13 protein-coding genes are annotated in these 17694 nt (G+C 73.8%); 3 read left to right on the top strand and 10 right to left on the bottom strand.

Annotation, left to right across the window (positions count from 1 at the left end):
* Nucleotides 1-8 precede the first annotated feature (8 nt).
* Genes KME75_RS00875 through KME75_RS00895 form a run of 5 tightly spaced genes read right to left on the bottom strand, consistent with a single transcriptional unit; the run spans nt 9 to nt 5881 of the window.
* Nucleotides 9-1013, bottom strand: a complete 1005-nt coding sequence (locus KME75_RS00875; protein ID WP_219412555.1) for a sugar phosphate isomerase/epimerase family protein — start codon at nt 1011-1013, stop codon at nt 9-11.
* Nucleotides 1013-2221 carry a Gfo/Idh/MocA family protein gene (locus KME75_RS00880; protein WP_219412556.1) on the bottom strand — a complete coding sequence of 403 codons (1209 nt, stop codon included), beginning with the start codon at nt 2219-2221 and terminating at the stop codon, nt 1013-1015. Before KME75_RS00880 ends, KME75_RS00875 begins: the two co-directional genes overlap by 1 nt.
* Nucleotides 2218-3297 (bottom strand): substrate-binding domain-containing protein, encoded by a 1080-nt coding sequence (locus KME75_RS00885; RefSeq protein WP_219412557.1) that lies wholly within the window; start codon nt 3295-3297, stop codon nt 2218-2220. The genes KME75_RS00880 and KME75_RS00885 overlap by 4 nt, the downstream gene beginning before the upstream one ends.
* Nucleotides 3298-3341: 44 nt before the next feature.
* Nucleotides 3342-4379 (bottom strand): ABC transporter permease, encoded by a 1038-nt coding sequence (locus KME75_RS00890; protein ID WP_219412558.1) that lies wholly within the window; start codon nt 4377-4379, stop codon nt 3342-3344.
* Nucleotides 4376-5881 carry a sugar ABC transporter ATP-binding protein gene (locus KME75_RS00895; RefSeq protein ID WP_219412559.1) on the bottom strand — a complete coding sequence of 502 codons (1506 nt, stop codon included), beginning with the start codon at nt 5879-5881 and terminating at the stop codon, nt 4376-4378. Before KME75_RS00895 ends, KME75_RS00890 begins: the two co-directional genes overlap by 4 nt.
* Before the next feature lie 111 nt (nt 5882-5992).
* On the opposite strand from KME75_RS00895, the gene KME75_RS00900 reads away from it, so the two are divergent.
* A complete protein-coding gene (locus KME75_RS00900; RefSeq protein WP_219412560.1) occupies nt 5993-7267 on the top strand; it encodes an ROK family protein in 1275 nt (424 codons plus the stop codon).
* Between the two features lie 647 nt (nt 7268-7914).
* Here KME75_RS00900 and KME75_RS00905 read toward each other — a convergent pair.
* Nucleotides 7915-11766, bottom strand: a complete 3852-nt coding sequence (locus KME75_RS00905; RefSeq protein ID WP_219412561.1) for an efflux RND transporter permease subunit — start codon at nt 11764-11766, stop codon at nt 7915-7917.
* A gap of 192 nt (nt 11767-11958) precedes the next feature.
* Between KME75_RS00905 and KME75_RS00910 the strand changes: the two genes are divergently transcribed.
* Nucleotides 11959-12312, top strand: coding sequence for a MarR family winged helix-turn-helix transcriptional regulator (locus KME75_RS00910; RefSeq protein ID WP_219412562.1), 354 nt, complete (start codon nt 11959-11961; stop codon nt 12310-12312).
* Nucleotides 12313-12459: 147 nt separating this feature from the next.
* Here the strand turns inward: KME75_RS00910 and KME75_RS00915 are convergent, their stop codons facing one another.
* Nucleotides 12460-14043 carry a peptide chain release factor 3 gene (locus KME75_RS00915; RefSeq protein ID WP_219412563.1) on the bottom strand — a complete coding sequence of 528 codons (1584 nt, stop codon included), beginning with the start codon at nt 14041-14043 and terminating at the stop codon, nt 12460-12462.
* A 24-nt stretch (nt 14044-14067) separates the two neighbouring features.
* On the bottom strand, nt 14068-15687 hold the full coding sequence (locus KME75_RS00920; protein WP_219412564.1) for an FAD-dependent oxidoreductase: 1620 nt from the start codon (nt 15685-15687) through the stop codon (nt 14068-14070).
* Nucleotides 15688-15750: 63 nt separating this feature from the next.
* Here KME75_RS00920 and KME75_RS00925 point away from each other — a divergent pair, with 63 nt between their 5' ends.
* Entirely contained in the window at nt 15751-16878 is a 1128-nt protein-coding gene (locus KME75_RS00925) for a DegT/DnrJ/EryC1/StrS family aminotransferase (RefSeq protein ID WP_246631223.1), read from the top strand.
* On the opposite strand, the gene KME75_RS00930 is transcribed toward KME75_RS00925, so the two are convergent.
* Complete coding sequence (locus tag KME75_RS00930; RefSeq protein ID WP_219412634.1) at nt 16859-17227, bottom strand: MerR family transcriptional regulator; 369 nt, start codon at nt 17225-17227, stop codon at nt 16859-16861. The genes KME75_RS00925 and KME75_RS00930 overlap by 20 nt on opposite strands.
* Nucleotides 17227-17412 carry a hypothetical protein gene (locus tag KME75_RS00935; RefSeq protein WP_219412565.1) on the bottom strand — a complete coding sequence of 62 codons (186 nt, stop codon included), beginning with the start codon at nt 17410-17412 and terminating at the stop codon, nt 17227-17229. Before KME75_RS00935 ends, KME75_RS00930 begins: the two co-directional genes overlap by 1 nt.
* Nucleotides 17413-17694 lie beyond the last annotated feature (282 nt).

A 17694-nucleotide genomic window follows, 5' to 3' on the forward strand; every position in this document is an offset into this window, starting at 1 on the left:
CGATTGGATCAGTTGCTGCTGAAGGCCGCGTCGAACGCCGCCGACGGCGGGTCGAACGCCATCCGCTGCACGAACTGCAGTGCCTCCGGCGCCCCGACCAGCCGGTCCATCCCGGCGTCCTCCCACTCGATCGAGATCGGGCCGTCGTAGCCGATCGTGTTGAGCATCCGGAAGCACGCCTCCCACGGGACGTCCCCGTGGCCGGTGGAGACGAAGTCCCAGCCGCGCCGCGGGTCGGCCCACGGCAGGTGCGACCCCATCCGCCCGTTGCGCCCGTTTCCGACCTGGCGCTTCGCGTCCTTGCAGTCGACGTGGTAGATCCGGTCGCGGAAGTCCCACAGGAACCCGACCGGGTCGAGGTCCTGCCACACGAAGTGGCTCGGGTCCCAGTTCAGCCCGAACGCCGGCCGATGCCCCACCGCCTCCAGCGCCGCCACCGTGGTCCAGTAGTCGTAGGCGATCTCGCTCGGGTGCACCTCGTGGGCGAACCGCACGCCCACTTCGTCGAAGACGTCGAGGATCGGGTTCCAGCGGTCGGCGAAGTCGCGGTAGCCGTCGTCCACCATGGACTGCGGCGTCGGCGGGAACATCGCCACCGTCTTCCAGATCTTCGACCCGGTGAACCCGACGACCGTGTCCACGCCGAGCTTCGCCGCGGCTCGCGCCGTCACCTTCATTGCCTCGGCGGCCCGCTGCCGCACGCCCTCCGGCTCCCCGTCGCCCCACACGCGTGCGGGCAGGATCGCCTCGTGTCGTGCGTCGATCGGGTCGTCGCACACGGCCTGACCGGTGAGGTGGTTGGAGATCGCGTACACCTCGAGCCCGTGCTCGGCGAGGATCTCGCGGCGGCCCGCCACGTAGCTCTCGTCCTCCACCGCCGCCCACGGGTCGAAGTGGTCGCCCCAGCAGGCGATCTCCAGCCCGTCATAGCCCCACTCGCCGGCCAGCCGGGCCACCTCCTCGAACGGGAGGTCGGCCCACTGCCCGGTGAACAGCGTGATCGGTCGCGCCATCACTTCTCCTGCGCTGATTCGGAGGGGATCGGCTGCCACCCGCTGCCGGCCTCCGCCGAGCGCACCACGGCGTCGAGCACGAGCTGCACCTGCAGGCCATCGGCGAACGACGGCGTTGGGTCGGTGCCCGCGGCGAGGTCACGCAACAGGTCCACCACCTCGTGGGTGAACGAGTGCTCGTAGCCCAGCAGATGCCCCGGCGGCCACCACGCGTCCACGTACGGATGCGTCGGCTCGGTCACCAGGATCCGCCGGAAGCCGGCCGTCGACGGGTCCTCGGTGCCGTCGAAGAACGACAGCTCGTTCATCGACTCGAAGTCGAACGCGAGCGAGCCGGTGCTGCCGTTGATCTCCAGCCGGATCGCGTTCTTGCGGCCGTTGGCGAACCGGGTGGCTTCGAACGTCGCGACGGCGCCGCCGGCGAACCGGCCGAGGAACAGCGCCGCGTCGTCCACGGTCACCGGCCCGCGCTCGACCGACCCGGACGCCGACAGCCCGCTCGACGCCGTGTCGTTGTTCCGGGCGGGGAGCGGGCGTTCGGTCACGAACGTCTCCGTCAGCGCCGACACCCTGGTCAGCCGGTCGCCGGTCACGAACTGCGCCATGTCCACGATGTGCGCGCCGATGTCGCCGAGCGCCCCCGAGCCTGCCTTCTCCTTCTGCAGTCGCCAGACCAGCGGGAACTCCGGGTCGACGATCCAGTCCTGCAGGTAGCTCGCCCGCACGTGGCGCACCTGCCCGATCCGGCCCTGCTCCACCAACCGGCGCGCCAGCGCCACCGCGGGCACCCGCCGGTAGTTGAACGCCACCATGCTGCGCACGCCCCTGGCCCGCGCCTGCTCCGCGGCGGCGACCATCGCGCGCGCCTCGTCCACGGAGTTCGCGAGCGGCTTCTCGCACAGCACGTGCTTGCCGGCCTCGAGCGCGGCGATGGCGATCTCGGCATGCGTGTCGCCCGGCGTGCAGACGTCGACGAGCCCGACGTCGTCGCGGCGCAGCAGCGCCTTCCAGTCGGTCTCGGTCGAGCGCCAGCCCAGCTTGTCCGCGGCCGCGGTGACCGCGGCGGCGTCGCGCCCGCACAGCACGGCCATGTCCGGGGCCAGCGGGACGTCAAAGAACCTCGCGGCGCTGCGCCAGGCCTGCGAGTGGGCCGCGCCCATGAAGGCGTAGCCCACCATCCCGACGCCGAGCGTGGGTACAGCCGTCATGACTCGAACCCCAGCGGCAGGTAGCTCTCCACGTTGTCCTTCGTGATCGTGGCCGAGGCGAGCGTGATCGAGGCCGGAACCTCCCGCTCCGCCAGGTCGCTCATCCCGCGGCCCTGCGCCACGAGGCGGGCCAGCGACACCGCCGACGACGCCATCGACGGGCTGTAGGTGACGGTCGCCTTGAGCACCGAGGTGTCGGCCTGGATCTCGCGCATCGCGTTGGCCGACCCGGCCCCGCCGACCATGAAGAACTCGTCGCGGCCGGCCTGGTTGATCGCGGCGAGCACGCCGATGCCCTGGTCGTCGTCGTGGTTCCACAGCGCGTCCAGCTGCGGCGCGGCCTGCAGCAGGTTCGCCGCGACGCGCTGCCCGCCTGCAGCGGTGAAGTCCGCGGCCTGCCGCGGGCCCACCGAAAAGCCGTAGGTGGCCAGCGCGTCGGTGAAGCCCTGGCTGCGCTGTTGGGTGAGCGGCAGGTTGTCGATGCCCGCGATCTCCCCGATGACCGGGTTCGCGACCCCGGCCTCCTGCAGCCGCCGGCCGACGTAGTGGCCCGCGCTCACGCCCATGCCGTAGTTGTCACCGCCGATCCACGTGCGGTAGGCCAGCGGCGAGTCGAAGATCCGGTCCAGGTTGATCACCGGGATGCCGGCGTCCATCGCCTGCAGGCCCACCGAGGTGAGCTGGGAGCCGTCGTTGGGCAGGATCACCAGCGCGTCGACCTGCCGGTTGATCAGCGTCTGCACCGCGGCGATCTGCTGGGTGATGTCGTTGGTCGGGTTGACCGGCTCGAACGTCACGTCCGGATACTGCTCGGCCTGCGCCTGGGCGTTGTTGGCGATCGCCGCGATCCAGCCGTGGTCGGCGGCCGGCGCCGAGAAGCCGATCGTCACCGGGGTGCCGGGCTCGGCGTTGTCGCCCGCGGGCGCGGCGGCGGCGTTCGCCCCGCCGCCCCCCTGCTCGGAGTTGACCGGCGCGTTGCTGGTGCACCCGGTGAGCGCGGCCCCGGCACCGACACCGAGGGCGGCGGTGAGGAATCCCCGGCGGCGCAGCCCGCGGGAGAGGGGGTGGTCGGACATCGTGGACTCCTTTGTCGAACGGGAGGTCGAACGGGCAGAGGGGGTCAGCCGGTGGCCGACGAGCGCTGGGCGCGGGCCTGGATCAGCACGGCGACGACGATGATCACGCCCTTGGCGATGTTCTGGACCTCGGTTGCCAGGTTGTTGAGGATGAACAGGTTCGTGATCGTGGTGAAGACGAGCACGCCGAGGATCGAGCCGATCAGCGTGCCGCGGCCGCCGGACAGCAGCGTGCCGCCGATGATCACCGCGGCGATCGCGTCGAGCTCGTAGAGCGTGCCGTGCGTGCTCGACCCGGTGGTGGTCAGCGAGGCGATCATGATCGCGGCGATGCCGGCGCACAGGCCGGAGACGACGTAGAGCAGGATCGTGTGCCGCTTGACGTCGAGCCCTGCGAGCCTGGCCGCCTCGGGGTTGCCGCCGATCGCGAACGTGCGGCGGCCGAACGTGGTGCGGTTGAGCACCACCCAGCCGACCGCCACCACCGCCGCGAAGATGTAGACCAGCAGCGGGATGCCGAACAGCCGGGTCGTCGCGATCGCGGCGATCGTCGGGTTGGTGACGATCTGGCTGCGCCGGTCGGAGATGCGCTCGGCCAGGCCCTGCGCGGAGATCAGCATGGCGAGCGTGACGATGAACGGGACGATCCGGCCGTAGGCGATCAGCAGCCCGTTGATCAGCCCGGCGCCCGCGCCGACGGCGAGCGCGCAGAACACCATCACCAGCGGCCCATAGGACTGGGTGGCCACGGTGGTGGCCCACACCGAGGCCAGCGCCATCACCTTGCCGACCGACAGGTCGATGCCGCCACCGATGATCACGAACGTGACCCCGACGGTGAGCACCCCGATGATCGAGGCCGAGGTGAGGATCGTCAGCAGGTTCGCGCTGGTGAGGAACGTGTCCGCGGTCGCGACGCCCACCACGCCGAGCAGCACGAGCACCGCGACGAGGCCGAGGTTGCGCCCCGCGCCGCTGTCGAGCAGCCGACTCCACGCCGACCCGGTGGCCGTAGGCGGGCGGGCGGGCCGCGCCGTCTCCTTCCGCTCGTCGACCGGGACGGTCGCCCCCTGGTCACTCATGCCGCACTTCCTTCCATCACCAGGTCGAGCACGCGGCTCTCGTCCAGTTCGGCGCTCGGCGCCTCGTGCACCACCCGGCCCTCGCGGACCACCAGCACCCGGTCGGCGAGCCCCAGCACCTCGGGCACCTCGCTCGACACCAGCACCACGGCGACGCCCTGGGCGGCCAGCTCGCGGATCAACGCGTAGATCTCGCTGCGCGCGCCGACGTCGACGCCGCGGGTGGGTTCGTCCAGCAGCAGCACCGAGCAGCCCTGCAGCAGCCAGCGGGCCAGCACCACCTTCTGCTGGTTGCCGCCCGACAGCGTGCGGACCGGCCGGGTCGGGTCGGCCGGGCGCACGTCGAGCTGCGCGGTGACCCCACCCGCCGCCGCCAGGTCGGCCTCGCGGCCCAAGAACCCGCCGCGGGCGAACCGGGCGAGCGCGGGCAACGAGACGTTGCGGTACACCGGCTCGGCCATCAGCAGGCCCTGGCTCTTGCGCTCCTCGGGGGCCAGCCCCATGCCGGCGCGCACCGCGGCGGGCACCGACCCGGCGCGCAGCGCCGTGCCGCGCACCCGGACCCGCCCTGCGCTCGCCTTGCGGGCTCCGTAGACCGTCTCGATGATCTCCGAGCGGCCCGACCCAACGAGCCCGGCCAGCCCGACGACCTCCCCGGCGCGCACGGTGAACGAGACGTCGGCGAACTCGCCCGTGCGGGCCAGGCTTTCGACCTCCAGCACCACGTCGCCCGCCGGGGCCTGCGGCCGCTCCGGGAAGACGTACTCGATGGACCGGCCCGTCATCAGGCGGATCACCTCGGCCGTCGGCGTCGTGCGGGCCGGGAGGTTGCGGGCCACCGTGGCTCCGTCCTTGAGCACGGTGACGCGGTCGCCGATCTCGCGGATCTCCTCGAGGCGGTGGGAGATGTAGACGACGGCCACGCCGTCGGCGGTGAGCTCGCGGATCACCCGGAACAGGTTCTGCACCTCCTCCGGGTCGAGCACGGCCGACGGCTCGTCCATGACGATCAGGCGGGCGTCCCGGGCCAGCGCCCGCGCCATGCTCACCACCTGCTGACCCGCCGCCGACAGCCGGCCGAGCTCCCGGCGTGGGGAGATCTCGGGGTGCCCGAGGCGCGCCAGCAGCTTCCGGGTGGTCTCCTCGGCGTCGCGCAGCCTGCTGAAGCCCAGCCGCGACGGCTCGTGGCCGAGCACCACGTTCCCGGCCACCGAGAGCCCGGGCACGAGGTCCAGCTCCTGGTAGATGGTGGCGATCCCGGCCGCGTCGGCGGCCTGCGGCGAACCGAATGCGACGGGCCTGCCCGCCCACACGATCTCGCCGGCGTCCGGGCGGTGCGCTCCCGCCAGCACCTTGATCAAGGTCGACTTCCCGGCGCCGTTCTGGCCGAGCAGGCAATGCACCTCGCCCGCGGCGACGTCGAGATCGACCCCGTCCAGGGCCCGTACCCCCGGGAACTGCTTGACGATGCCGCGCATCGTCAGCAGTGCTTCTCCTGTCATCTCCCACCTCGCTGTGCTGACCGGCGGGGGAACCGTAGGAGCCTTGACCAGTGCCGTACAACCACTGAATAATGTCTCTTTGCGTTGTTTGTCTGACGAAATCGAGCCGTGATGTTGCCGTCCTCGCCGCTGCCGCCGCTGCGGCTCGCCGCGCCCCCGGTCTCCGGGCGCCTCGACTCGGCCATCACGCTGAGCACGGTGGCCCGACTGGTCGCATCCGGCACCGCCGTGAGCAAGGCCGATCTGGTCCCGGCTGCCGGCCTGGCCCGCACGACGGTGAGCACCGCCGTCGACGACCTGCTGGCCAGAGGCCTGCTGCGGCTGGACGGGACCCGCCCCACCGTCGGCCGCGGCCGCCCCGCCGACCGCCTCGCGCTGTCCCCCCGCGGCGGGCACGTGCTGCTCGCCGACGTCGGCGCCCGCGGCGCGCACCTCGCGGTGGTCGACCTGAGCCAGCGGGTGCTCGCCCACACCCACGCCCCCCTCGACGTCACCGACGGGCCGGACGCGGTGCTCGCGACCATCGAGACCCGGCTCGCCGCCCTGCACCATCGGGCCAAGCAGGAGCGCACCGCCGGCGACGTCCTCGCACGCGCCGTCGTGATCGGTCTTCCCGGCCCGGTCGACGGCCACCTCGGCGTGCCGGTCCGTCCGCCGATCATGCCCGGGTGGCACGCGTATCCGGTGTCGGCGCGGCTGCGGGAGGCCTTCGGCTGCCCCGTCGTGCTCGAGAACGACGTCAACCTGCGCGCGCTCGGCGAAGCCAGGGCGGTACCCGCCGACCAGGCGCCGCTGCTGTTCGTCAAGGTGGGCACCGGGATCGGCGGCGGCCTGGTCACCCGCGAGGGCGTGCTGCACCACGGGGCCGACGGCGCGGCAGGCGACATCGGGCACGTCCGGGTGCGCGGCGCCCCCGACGAGGCCTGCGTGTGCGGCAACGTCGGCTGCATCGAGGCGGTCGCGTCGGCGGGCGCGATCTCCCGCAGGCTCGGCTGTACGATCAGCGAGCTCCAGACGCTCGTCGCCCGGGGCGACGCGGGCGCCCAGAATGCGGTCCGCGAGGCCGCCGGGCTGATCGGCGAGCTGGTGGCCACGCTCGTGCACTTCTACAACCCGGCGCGCGTGACGATCGGCGGCTCGCTCACCGCCGCGAGCGACGCCCTGCTCGCCGGCGTGCGCAGCGTCGTCTACCAGCGGGCGCTGCCGCTGGCCACCCGCAACCTCGTGCTCGCCGCCAGCACGCTCGGGGAGTACGCCGGCCTCGCGGGCGCGATCGTGCTCGGGATCGAGCGGGTGTTGTCGGCCGAGGAGATCGGCACCGTCCTCGGCGCCGACCGCTCGCCCGGGGCCCCGCTCGGCGCCCGGGCGCTCGGGACATGCCCCTGACCTGTCCGCGCCGCGGTCGTGCGGGGTGTGGCGCCCGCCCTGTCGGGGCCGGACCTCCCCGGGCCCGACGGCGGCACGGGCAGCATGATCGCCGTGAGGTTGCCGTTGTCGTCGTCCGGGCCGCGGAAGGTGCACGCTCGCGCCGATCACCGAACCCGAGAACGCCACGAGAGCGCCACTTCTGCCGTCCCGGGTGCGGAAACCGTCCACTCGCGGCGACCTTCCAGGTCGTCCCGCCGCCCGCCCCGGATCTCCCCGGGCCCGACGGCGGTGCGGGCAGCATGATCGCCGTGAGGTTGCCGTTGTCGTCGTCCGGGCCGCGGAAGATGCACGCTCGCGGCGATCACCGAACCCGAGAACGCCACGAGAGCGCCACTTCTGCCGTCCCGGGTGCGGAAACCGTCCACTCGCGGCGATCTTCCGGGTCGTCCCAGCGCCCGCCCCGGTTCTCCCCCCGGGACCGGCGGCGGGGCGGCCATGATCACCATCAGGTTGCGGTTGTCGTCGTCCGAACCGCGAGAAGTGCACGCTCACGGCGATCACCGAACCCGAGACCGCCACGAGAGCGCCATTTCTGCTGTGCCGGGTGCGGAAACCGTCATCTCACGGCGACCTTCCAGCCCCACGCGCGGCTCCGCGGAACGCGCTCAGCGCAGCTCCAGCTCCGCGGCCGTGATCACGCCGTCGCGCACCTCGACGGTGCTGGCCGCCGGGCCGCCCACCACCGCGGTCACCGTGTAGGCGCCCTCGGGGAGGCCGGCGAGCCGGAACGAGCCGTCGGCCGCGGTCCGGCCGGTCGCGACGACCGTGCCCGCCGCGTCGGTCACGGTCGCGACGGCGCCGCCCACTCCACCCCCGTGCCCGGAGCGGACGACGCCGGTGAGCACCCCGGTCGGGGGCAGCGTGACGTCGTGGCGGAGCACGCCCGTCGCCGGTACCTGCACCCGCTGCGTCACCGCGGCGCCGCCGGGCGGGGCGATCGTCAGGTGCAGCTCGCCGGCCGGCACGTGGGCGAGCCGGTAGTGCCCGGCCCCGTCGGCCCGGGTGCCGGCCACCGGCGCGCCGGCGCGGTCGGCCGCGGTCACGAGCGCGGCGACGCCGGCCCCGCCGGCCTGCCGGATCCGCCCCTCGACGCTCGCCGGACCCTCCACCACCATGTCGTGCCCGACGCGCGCGTCATCCGTGGCCACCAGCCACTCCGCGGTGGGCTCGAGCCCCTCGTACCGGCCCACCAGCAGGTACTCCCCCGCCCCCGGCAGGTCCACCGGGAACCGGCCGTCGGCGCCGGCGGCGGTGGTGGCGACCTGCGCCCCGGTGGCGTCGACGACCAGCAGCACGGCACCCGGGAGCGGCACCCCGCCGCGGTCGGTGACCCGGCCGTCCACTCCCGCCCCGGACGGGACCGCCTCGGGAGCGCTCGCCGGCACGGCCGGTCCCGCGTCCGGGCGCCCCCGCCCGCGCACCCGCTCCACCAGCACGTACAGCACCGGAACGAGCACCAGCGTCAGCAGCGTCGACGAGACCAGCCCGCCGATCACCACGATCGCGAGCGGCTGGGAGATGAACGCGCTCCCGCCGGTGATCCCGAACGCCATCGGCAGCAGCGCGAAGATCGTCGCCACGGCCGTCATGAGGATCGGGCGCAGCCGCTGCGCCGCCCCCTCGACCACCGCCTCGTCGACCTTGCGCCCGGCCCGCCGGTACTGGTTGACCAGGTCGATGAGCACGATCGCGTTCGTCACGACGATCCCGACGAGCATCAGCATGCCGATCAGGGCCGCGACGCCCAGCGGGGTGCCGGTGACCAGCAGCAGCCCGAGTGCCCCGGTGCCGGCGAACGGGATCGAGACGAGCAGCAGCAGCGGCTGCAGCAGGCTCCGGAACGTCACCACCATGACCAGGTAGACCACGGCGATGGCGACCAGCAGCGCGAGCCCGAGCTGCGCGAACGCCTCGTCCTGCTCCTCGCTGATGCCGCCGATCTCCGCGGTGGCGCCCGCGGGCAGGTCCAGCTCGTCGAGCGCGGTGCGCAGCTCGGCACCCACCGCGCCGAGGTCGTCGGCGTCCGGGCGGGCGGTGATCGACGCGCTGCGGTCGCCGTCGATGTGGCCGATGCTCGGCGCGGTGGTCGTCCTGGTGACGGTCGCGACCTCACCCAGTGTCGTCGGGCCCAGCGTCGTCGGGCCGCCGGCTCCCGCGAGCGGCAGCGCCTCCAGCGCGGCGAGGTCGGCCGGGGCGGCGCCGGTGCGCAGCACCACGTCCTGCTCGACCCCGTCGACGGTGACGGTGCCGATCGGCGTGCCGCGCAGCGCCGCGGCGACCGACCGCCCGATCCCGGCCTCGGTCAGCCCGGCCGCGGCGGCCGCCTCCTGGTCGACCGCCACGTCCACGCTCTCCTGTGCCGCGGCGAGGTCGTTGCGCACGTCCGTCGCGCCGGGGATGGCCGCGACCGCCTGCTGGACCTGGTCGGCGGCCCGCGCGAGCACGTCCGGGTCCTGCGCTGTGACCTCGACCTCGAGCTCGTCGTTGCCGAACCCGGCGGCGCCGCCCTGCACGGTGAGCGTGCCGACCTCGGCGGGCGGGCCCAGGTCGGCGAGCCGGGCGCGCAGGTCGTCGGCGACGGCGGTGGCGTCGGCCGACTCCTCCAGCGTCACCGAGAACCGCGTGTCGCCCGTCCCGGCCCTCGGCCCGAACCCGCCGGCCGCTCCGCCGGGTGACCCGACGGTCACCTGGTAGCTCGCCACTCCCTCGGTGTCGGAGAGCACCTCCTCCACGCGCTGCGCCGCGGCGTCCGCCTGCGGCAGCGCGGTGCCGGGCGCGAGCTCCTGGCGCACCGCGAGGGTGCCGCCACCGGCGTCGCCGAGGAAGTTCGTCTGCAGCAGCGGCACCAGCGCGACCGTCCCGGCGAGGATCGCCACGGCCACCCCGAGCGACAGCACCGGACGCGCGATCGCCGCCCGCAGCACGGGCAGATAGCCCCGCTGCATGCGGCCGGCGCCCGACTCCTTCTCGGGGCGCGCGGGGCGGCGCAGCACCAGCGACGCGAGCACCGGCACCACGGTCAGCGACACCAGCAGCGAGGCCAGCAGCGCCGCGGTGACGGTGACCGCGAACGGCCGGAACAGCTCCCCGACCTGGCCGCCGACGAGCCCGATCGGCGCGAACACCGCCACCGTCGTGATCGTGGACGCCGTGATCGCCCCGGCCACCTCGCGCACCGCGGTGAGGATCGCCGCCGTCCGTGGGCCGCCCAGGCCGATGTGCCGCTTGATGTTCTCGATGACGACGATCGAGTCGTCCACGACCCGCCCGACCGCCACGGTGAGCGCGCCGAGCGTGAGGATGTTGAGCGTGTGGCCGCCGACGTACAGCGCGCCCATCGCGATGAGCACCGACAGCGGGATCGACACCGCGGTCACGAGCGTCGCGCGCACCGAGAGCAGGAACCCGAGGATCACCAGCACGGCGAACACGAGCCCGAGCAGGCCCTCGGTGGTGAGGTCCTCCACCGACTGCTCGATGAACGGGGCCTGGTCGAACACCACGGTCGCCTGCGCGTCCTGCGCAGCGCCGCCGAGCAGGTCGACGATCTCCGGGAGCGCCTCGTCCACCTCGTGCGAGACGGCGACGGTGTTGGCGTCCTCCTGCTTGGTGATGCCGATCCCGATGCTCGGGGCGCCGTCGGTGCGGGTGTCGCCGGTCGCGGGGGCGGGTTCGGCGCGGACCGTGGCGATGTCCCCCAGCCGCACCGGGTCGCCGCCGCGGGCGGGCGTGAGGTACAGGTCGGCGAGCTGCTCGGCCGAGGTGATCGGGCCGCCGATCTCGACGGTCAGCGGGTCGGTGTCCGACGCGAGCTGCCCGGCCGGGGTCCGCACGCCGTTGTCCTGCAGCACCGTTGCGACGTCGGAAGGCGACACCCCGCGCTCCGCGGCGGCGGCCGCGTCGAGCTCGACGGTGACCCGCGGGTCCCGGATGCCGGACAGCGTCACGTCCGCGACCCCGTCCAGCCCGGCGAGCAGCGGCTGCACCTGGTCGCGCAGCACGTCGGCGAGCTGGTCGGGCGGGAGGTTCGACGACACGGCGAGCTGCACGACCGGCAGGTCGTCGACCCCGCCGCTGACGACGGTCGGGGTGACGTCCTCGGGGAGCCGCGCGCCCTGCAGCGCCCGGTCCGCCTGGGTGGAGAACTCGGCGAGGTCGGTGCCGTACTCGACCTCGAGCGTCACCACCGAGCTCCCGCCGGTGCTGGTCGACCGCGTGGCGCTGACCCCCGAGAGGCTCCCGACCGCGTCCTCGACCGGGATCGTGACCTGCTGCTCGACCACCTCGGGCGACGCGCCGGCGTACGGGGTGACGACGCTGACGACAGGCAGGTCGAGCGGTGGGAGCAGCTCCTGCCGCAGCGAGGTCGTGCTGACCAGTCCGAAGGCGACGACGAGCACCGTCACCAGTCCGACGATCGCGCGGTTGTGCACGCTGAGGCGGGCGAGCCAGGTCATGCGGACGAGTCAATACTACGGCCCGCCCGAACCTTTAGCCTGAAGCTGAGACTTCGCTAAAGCCGCGGGGGAGGACCGACGATCGACACCGAGCGCGCGGCACTGATCGCCGCCATCGAGGACCACGAGGCGCAGCTGCAGCGGCGGATCGCCCGGGCGGGGCCGAGCCCGCTGCTGGAGAGCGGGCTGACCATGCAGCAGCTGCGGGTGCTGGTCCTCCTCGCGGCGGACGGGCCACTCGCCCAGGGCGACCTGGCGCAGGCGCTCGGCGTCGGGCTCGCGACCGTCACGGGCCTGGTCGACCGGCTCGTCGCGCGCGGCCTGGTGGAGCGCCGCGAGGACCCGCAGGACCGGCGGGTGCGCCGCGCCGCGCTGTCGGCCGAGGGCACCGCGCTCATCGACCGCATCCAGGCCGCGGGCCAGGAGCAGCGCCGCTCGCTGCTCGCCCGCATCGACCTCGACGCCCTGCGCGGCCTGGAGCAGGGGCTCGCCGCGCTGCGCGCCGCGGTGGAGGACCAGGAGACTGCTGAAGAAGGCGTTGAGTGAGGGCGTGGGTGACGGGCAGGGCGTCTCAATGGCCGTCGATGCGGCGTATCAGGTCAGCGCTCGGAGGCGCAACAACGAGCTCACCCTGCCCGTCGCCGGTCAGGATGCGCCTGGTGAGGGCCGTGGTCAAGGCCTATCTCATGGTCGTTAACGCTCGCTGCCCGCGGGCAGCGGCTCCAGCACGAGGTCGTCGAACTTGCGCCGGACGGTCTCCATCCGCCACTTGTTGCTGAACACCGCGAGCAGCGCGCCGTCGGCCCGGCGGGTGAGCACCTCCACCTCGCTCTGCCCGGCCAGCAGCTCCGCGCCGGCCGCGTCGGTGCGCCGGGTGATGGAGTAGCCGAGCGGCTCGAGCGTGACGGGCGCGCGGAACTCCGACTCGAGCCGCGCGGTGACGACCTCGAACTGCAGCGGCCCGACCGCGGCGAGCACCGGGGCCTGGTCGCCGCGCAGGTCCGAGGTGAGCACCTGGATGACGCCCTCGCTGTCGAGCTGCTCGATGCCGCGGCGGAACTGCTTGAACGTGCCCGAGTCGGCGCTGCGGACCACCGCGAAGTGCTCGGGCGCGAAGCTGGGGATCGCCGGGAACGCCACCGGATCCTCGGCGTAGAGCGTGTCACCGGGTCGCAGCGCGCCGGCGTTGACCAGGCCGACGATGTCGCCGGGAAAGGCCTCCTCCACCGTGGTGCGCTGCTGGCCGAACACCGCCTGGGCGTACTTCGTGGCGAACGGGCGGCCGGTGGCGGCGTGGGTGAGCACCATGCCCCGCTCGAAGCGCCCCGAGCAGATGCGCAGGAACGCCATGCGATCGCGATGGGCGCGGTCCATCCCGGCCTGCACCTTGAACACCAGCCCCGAGGTCGGCGCCTCCAGCGCCCGCGGCACACCGGCGTCGTCGCTGCGCGGCTCCGGGGCGGGCGCGAGGTCGACCAGCGCGTCCAGCAGCCGCCGCACGCCGACCCCGACCAGCGCCGCGCCGAACAGCACCGGGGTGGCCGTGCCGGCGAGGAAGTCCTTCTCGTCGAACTCGGCCCCGATCTCGCGCAGCAGCGCCAGCTCGTCCTGCGCCGCGGGCCAGAACTCCGGCTCCGCCGCGGCGATCTCCGCCTCGGCAACGTGCTCGGCCTCCACGCGCGTGGCGCCGCCCGCCGTGCGGGAGAAGCGGGTGAACTCCCCCGTGCCGCACTCGATCAGCCCGCGCAGCTCCCCGGCGATCCCGACCGGCCAGGTGATCGGCATCGGCCGCAGCCCGATCGTCTGCTCCACCTCGTCGAGCAGCTCCAGGGCCTCCCGGCCGGGCCGGTCCCACTTGTTCACGAACGTCAGCACCGGGATGCCGCGCGTGCGGCAGACGTCGAACAGCTTGAGCGTCTGCGGCTCGAGGCCCTTCGCCGCGTCGAGCAGCATCACCGCGGCGTCGACGGCGGCGAGCACGCGGTAGGTGTCCTCGGAGAAGTCGCCGTGGCCGGGGGTGTCGAGCAGGTTGATCACGCAGTCGCGGTAGGCGAACTGCAGCACCGCCGAGGTGATGGAGATGCCGCGCTTGCGCTCCATCTCCATCCAGTCCGACGTGACGCCCTTGCGCCCGGACTTGCCGTGCACCGCACCGGCCTGGTCGATCACCTCGGCGTAGAGCGCCAGCGCCTCGGTGAGAGTGGACTTGCCCGCGTCGGGGTGGCTGATCACCGCGAAGGTGCGGCGCCGCAGCGCCTCGGTTGCTACGTCCGCCATGAGGCCACCGAGTCTACGCGGGCGCTACGCGGTGGCTGCGCGCTCCCCGGCGACCCGGTCGGCGATGCGGCAGGCCAGCGCGACGATCGTGAGCGTCGGCCCGACCGCCCCTGCGGTGGGGAACATCGCGCTGCCCGCCACGTAGAGGTTCGCGGCGCCGTGCACCCGGCAGTCGGCGTCGACCACGCCGTCGCGCGGGGTGTGGCCCATCCGCAGCAGCCCCATCTGGTGGGTGCCGTCGGTGAACGCCATGTCGTCGATGCGCGCGGCGTCGCCCATGTCGACCGTGCCGTACCCGAGGCGGGCGAACTCCGCGCCGATCAGCTCCATGCTGCGCCGGATGCGGTCGCGGTCGGCCGCCGACACCCCGTAGTGCACCTGCAGGCGGCGTTGGCCGAGGTGGTCGCGCTCGCGCGCGAGCGTGACGCGGTTCGCCGCGTCGGGCGACTGCTCGGCGTCGAAGCGCAGGCGGCAGGTGGCGGCGTCCAGCGGCATGAACGAGGGCAGGATCCGCCGCCCGGTGACGCGCGGGGCCGCCCAGGACACGGCGAACCGGCCGACGCGCCGCCAGTCGCGCACCACGTTGCCGACGTGGCGGCGCAGCCCGGAGGTGTCGGCGTAGCGCGCGTGCGTACCCGCGGCCTTGAAGCCCATTCTGGCGCGGTTGAGGGCGTAGTAGGTGAGCGAGAACGTGGAGAGCAGGCCGTCCTCGTGCCCGGGGTCCATCGGGTCCGGGAACCACAGCGCGGCCTTGAGGTTGCCGACGCCGTGGCGCTCCCGGGCGGCGGCGGTGAGCGCGAGCATGCGCCGCGCGTACACCCCGTCGCGCGTCTTCCGGTAGCCCAGGGCGAGCTCCCGGCCGGCGTCGGACAGCACGACCGTGCCGACCTCTCCCACCGGGTGGGTCATGTAGTGCCGCCCGACCTGGTCGTGCTCGTTGCCGAGCCCGGCGGGCGTCTGCCCGTCGGAGGCGAGCAGGATCCGCGCCGACTCCAGACCCCCCGCGGCGAGCACGAACGTGTTCGCCCCGATCGTGATCTCGACGCCCGGTCGCGGCGCGACGACCGCCTCGGTGACGGCGCCGCCGACCGGGTCGCGCTCCAGCCGTACGACGGTGGCCTCGACGAGCAGCCGCACGTTCGCGGCGCGGGCGAGCGCGCGCATGCGGCCGCTGAACGCCGTGGGCGGGCTCCACCGCCAGGTGGCGTCGACGTCCAGCTCCTCCGACGGCCGGACGGCACCGGCCGGCAGCCCGGCCCGCGCCGCGGAGTACTCGTACTCCCCCGCCTGCAGGTGCCGCTGCGCGCGCCGGTAGTAGGGCGCGAGCTCGTCGGCGCCGACCGGCCAGCCGCGCAGGTCCCGCTCGTCGAGCGGGGCGCACCGCCCGCCCCACACCTCGCTGGTGCCGCCCAGTCGCTTCTGCCGCACGGCCTCGAGCGGGTCGTGCGCGTCGCCGGCAGCCGCACGGTAGGTGTCGGCGTGGCGGGGCCCGAACCGCTGCCCGCCGCCCTCGACCACCACGACGTCCACGCCGCGGCGGGCCAGCTCGGCCGCGACCGTGGCCCCGGCCGGTCCCGTCCCGATCACGCACACGTCCGCCGAGACCCGGCCACCCGGCGCGATCCCGCGGGCATCGATCACCACTTCGGCCGAGGTTAGAGCATGCCGGTCCCGCCCCTTTGGCCTGGTTCGTCCAGACTGCGCGGTATGACTGCGCGCATCCGGCAGATGAGGGCGGCGATGAAGGTACTGGCCACGGGCGATCTCGCCCGCTACGGCGCGCGGGGGACGTCCCAGACCACCCGGCTGGAGGCCGAGCTGTGCCGCGGCATCGGTGTCGAGCACGCCCTGGCGGTGAACAGCGGCACGAGCGCGTTGATCGGCGCGCTCGTCGGCGCCGGGATCGGGCCGGGCGACGAAGTGCTCGTGCCCGCGTTCACCTGGGTCGCGACGGCCGCCGCCCCGCTGGCGGTCGGCGCCGTCCCGGTGCTCGTGGAGATCGACGAGAGCCTGACGATGGACCCCGCCGACCTCGCCCGCAAGATCACGTCGCGGACCCGGGCGGTGATCCCGGTGCACATGCTCAACCTGGTCTGCGACATGGACGCGATCATGAAGGTGGCCGCGGAGCACGACCTCGTCGTGATCGAGGACGCCTGCCAGGCCATCGGCGTGCGCCACCACGGCAGGCGGGTCGGCTCGATCGGGCACGTGGCCGCGTTCAGCTTCAACCAGCACAAGAACATCACCTGCGGCGAGGGCGGCGCGATCCTCACCAACGACCGCCGCATCGCGGCCCGGGCGGGGATGCACCACGACGTGGGCAGCTACGAGCGGCCCGGCTGGACGGCGAACGAGGAGCTCTTCCCCGGCGTCAACCACCGGATGCCCGAGCTGTCCGCCGCGATCCTGCGCCCCCAGCTCGCCCGCATCGACGCCCAGCTCGCGCGCAGGCGCCACCGCCGGCAGCTGGTGCTCGACCGGGTGCGGTCGCGCGGCGTGCGGGTCAGCCCGCACCACGACCCGGCCGACGCCGTCGGGCTGGCCCTGCTGTTCGACGACCCCGAGCAGGCCCGCGCGTTCGGGGAGCTGCGCGGCGCCCGGCGGCTGATCGACAGCGGCCGCCACGTCTACACGAACTGGCAGTCGGTGCGGGCCAAGCGCGCCCACCACCCGGTGCTGAACCCGCACGGCTGGGCGGCCCGGGAGGTCGACTACGGCCCGGGCAGCTGCCCGGTCACGCTGGAGATCCTCGCTCGCAGCTGCGCGGTCGAGCTCGCGCCCGAGGTGCCGACACCCGCGTTCCGCTACCTGATCAGGCCGATGGGCCGGTGAGGCGGCGCAGCTCCCGCGTCAGCATCTCCAGGCCCTGCACCTGGGCTCGCAGCACCTCGACGCGGTCGTGGGCGGCGGACCGGAACGTGGCCAGCCGGGCGGCGACGGCCGGCGTGTCGTCGCCGCGCTCCGCCGCGTCCATCGTGGCCAGCAGCTCGCGGATCTGCTCGAGGCTGAAGTCGAGCGGCTTGAGCGACTTGACCAGCTCGAGGCGCTGCACGTCGGCCTCGGTGTAGAGCCGGAACCCGCCCGCCGAGCGTTCGGACGGCACGACGAGCCCGACCTCGTCCCAGTGGCGGATGGTGCGCAGCGAGAGGCCGACCCGCGCGGCGACCTCGCCGATCTGCATCACCGCCTGAGCTTAACCGTGACCACCACGGCGGCGACGACGGCGGCGGCGGCCGCCCCGGCCCATGCGGTGAGCTGCATACCCGCGACGAAGGCCGACCGGGCGCTCGCGACCAGCGGCCCCGCGAGGTCGGCGGGCAGCTCGGCCGCCGCGGCGAGCGCGCCGCTCAGCGTGTCCCGGGCCACGGAGCCGCGTCGGCCATCGCACCGCGGTAGACGGCCACCCCGACGCTGCCAAGCACCGCGATGCCGAGGGCGTTGCCGAGTTCGCTGCCGGTCTCGGAGATCGCCGAGGCGTCAGCGCCGGGGTCGCCAGGACCAGCACGACCAGGTCCATCGAGATGATCAAGGTGGGGAGCACGAGCGCGGCGAGCCCGAGCCACTCGCGGCGGCCGGCGCGCGTCGGGGCAGGAATGGACATCGAGACCTCCTCGGCGCTAATTACATTACGATTCGTAACGTAACAGA

Source organism: Pseudonocardia nigra (assembly GCF_019396355.1).
GTDB classification, from domain to species: Bacteria; Actinomycetota; Actinomycetes; order Mycobacteriales; family Pseudonocardiaceae; genus Pseudonocardia; species Pseudonocardia nigra.

Coding starts and splice junctions, on each gene's coding strand:
- KME75_RS00880 (WP_219412556.1), bottom strand. CDS start 2,221: ATGACGGCTGTACCCACGCTCGGCGTCGGGATGGTGGGCTACGCCTTC.
- KME75_RS00895 (WP_219412559.1), bottom strand. CDS start 5,881: ATGACAGGAGAAGCACTGCTGACGATGCGCGGCATCGTCAAGCAGTTC.
- KME75_RS00930 (WP_219412634.1), bottom strand. CDS start 17,227: ATGCAGATCGGCGAGGTCGCCGCGCGGGTCGGCCTCTCGCTGCGCACC.
- KME75_RS00900 (WP_219412560.1), top strand. CDS start 5,993: ATGTTGCCGTCCTCGCCGCTGCCGCCGCTGCGGCTCGCCGCGCCCCCG.
- KME75_RS00910 (WP_219412562.1), top strand. CDS start 11,959: ATGCAGCAGCTGCGGGTGCTGGTCCTCCTCGCGGCGGACGGGCCACTC.
- KME75_RS00890 (WP_219412558.1), bottom strand. CDS start 4,379: ATGAGTGACCAGGGGGCGACCGTCCCGGTCGACGAGCGGAAGGAGACG.
- KME75_RS00915 (WP_219412563.1), bottom strand. CDS start 14,043: ATGGCGGACGTAGCAACCGAGGCGCTGCGGCGCCGCACCTTCGCGGTG.
- KME75_RS00925 (WP_246631223.1), top strand. CDS start 15,751: ATGACTGCGCGCATCCGGCAGATGAGGGCGGCGATGAAGGTACTGGCC.
- KME75_RS00875 (WP_219412555.1), bottom strand. CDS start 1,013: ATGGCGCGACCGATCACGCTGTTCACCGGGCAGTGGGCCGACCTCCCG.
- KME75_RS00905 (WP_219412561.1), bottom strand. CDS start 11,766: ATGACCTGGCTCGCCCGCCTCAGCGTGCACAACCGCGCGATCGTCGGA.
- KME75_RS00885 (WP_219412557.1), bottom strand. CDS start 3,297: ATGTCCGACCACCCCCTCTCCCGCGGGCTGCGCCGCCGGGGATTCCTC.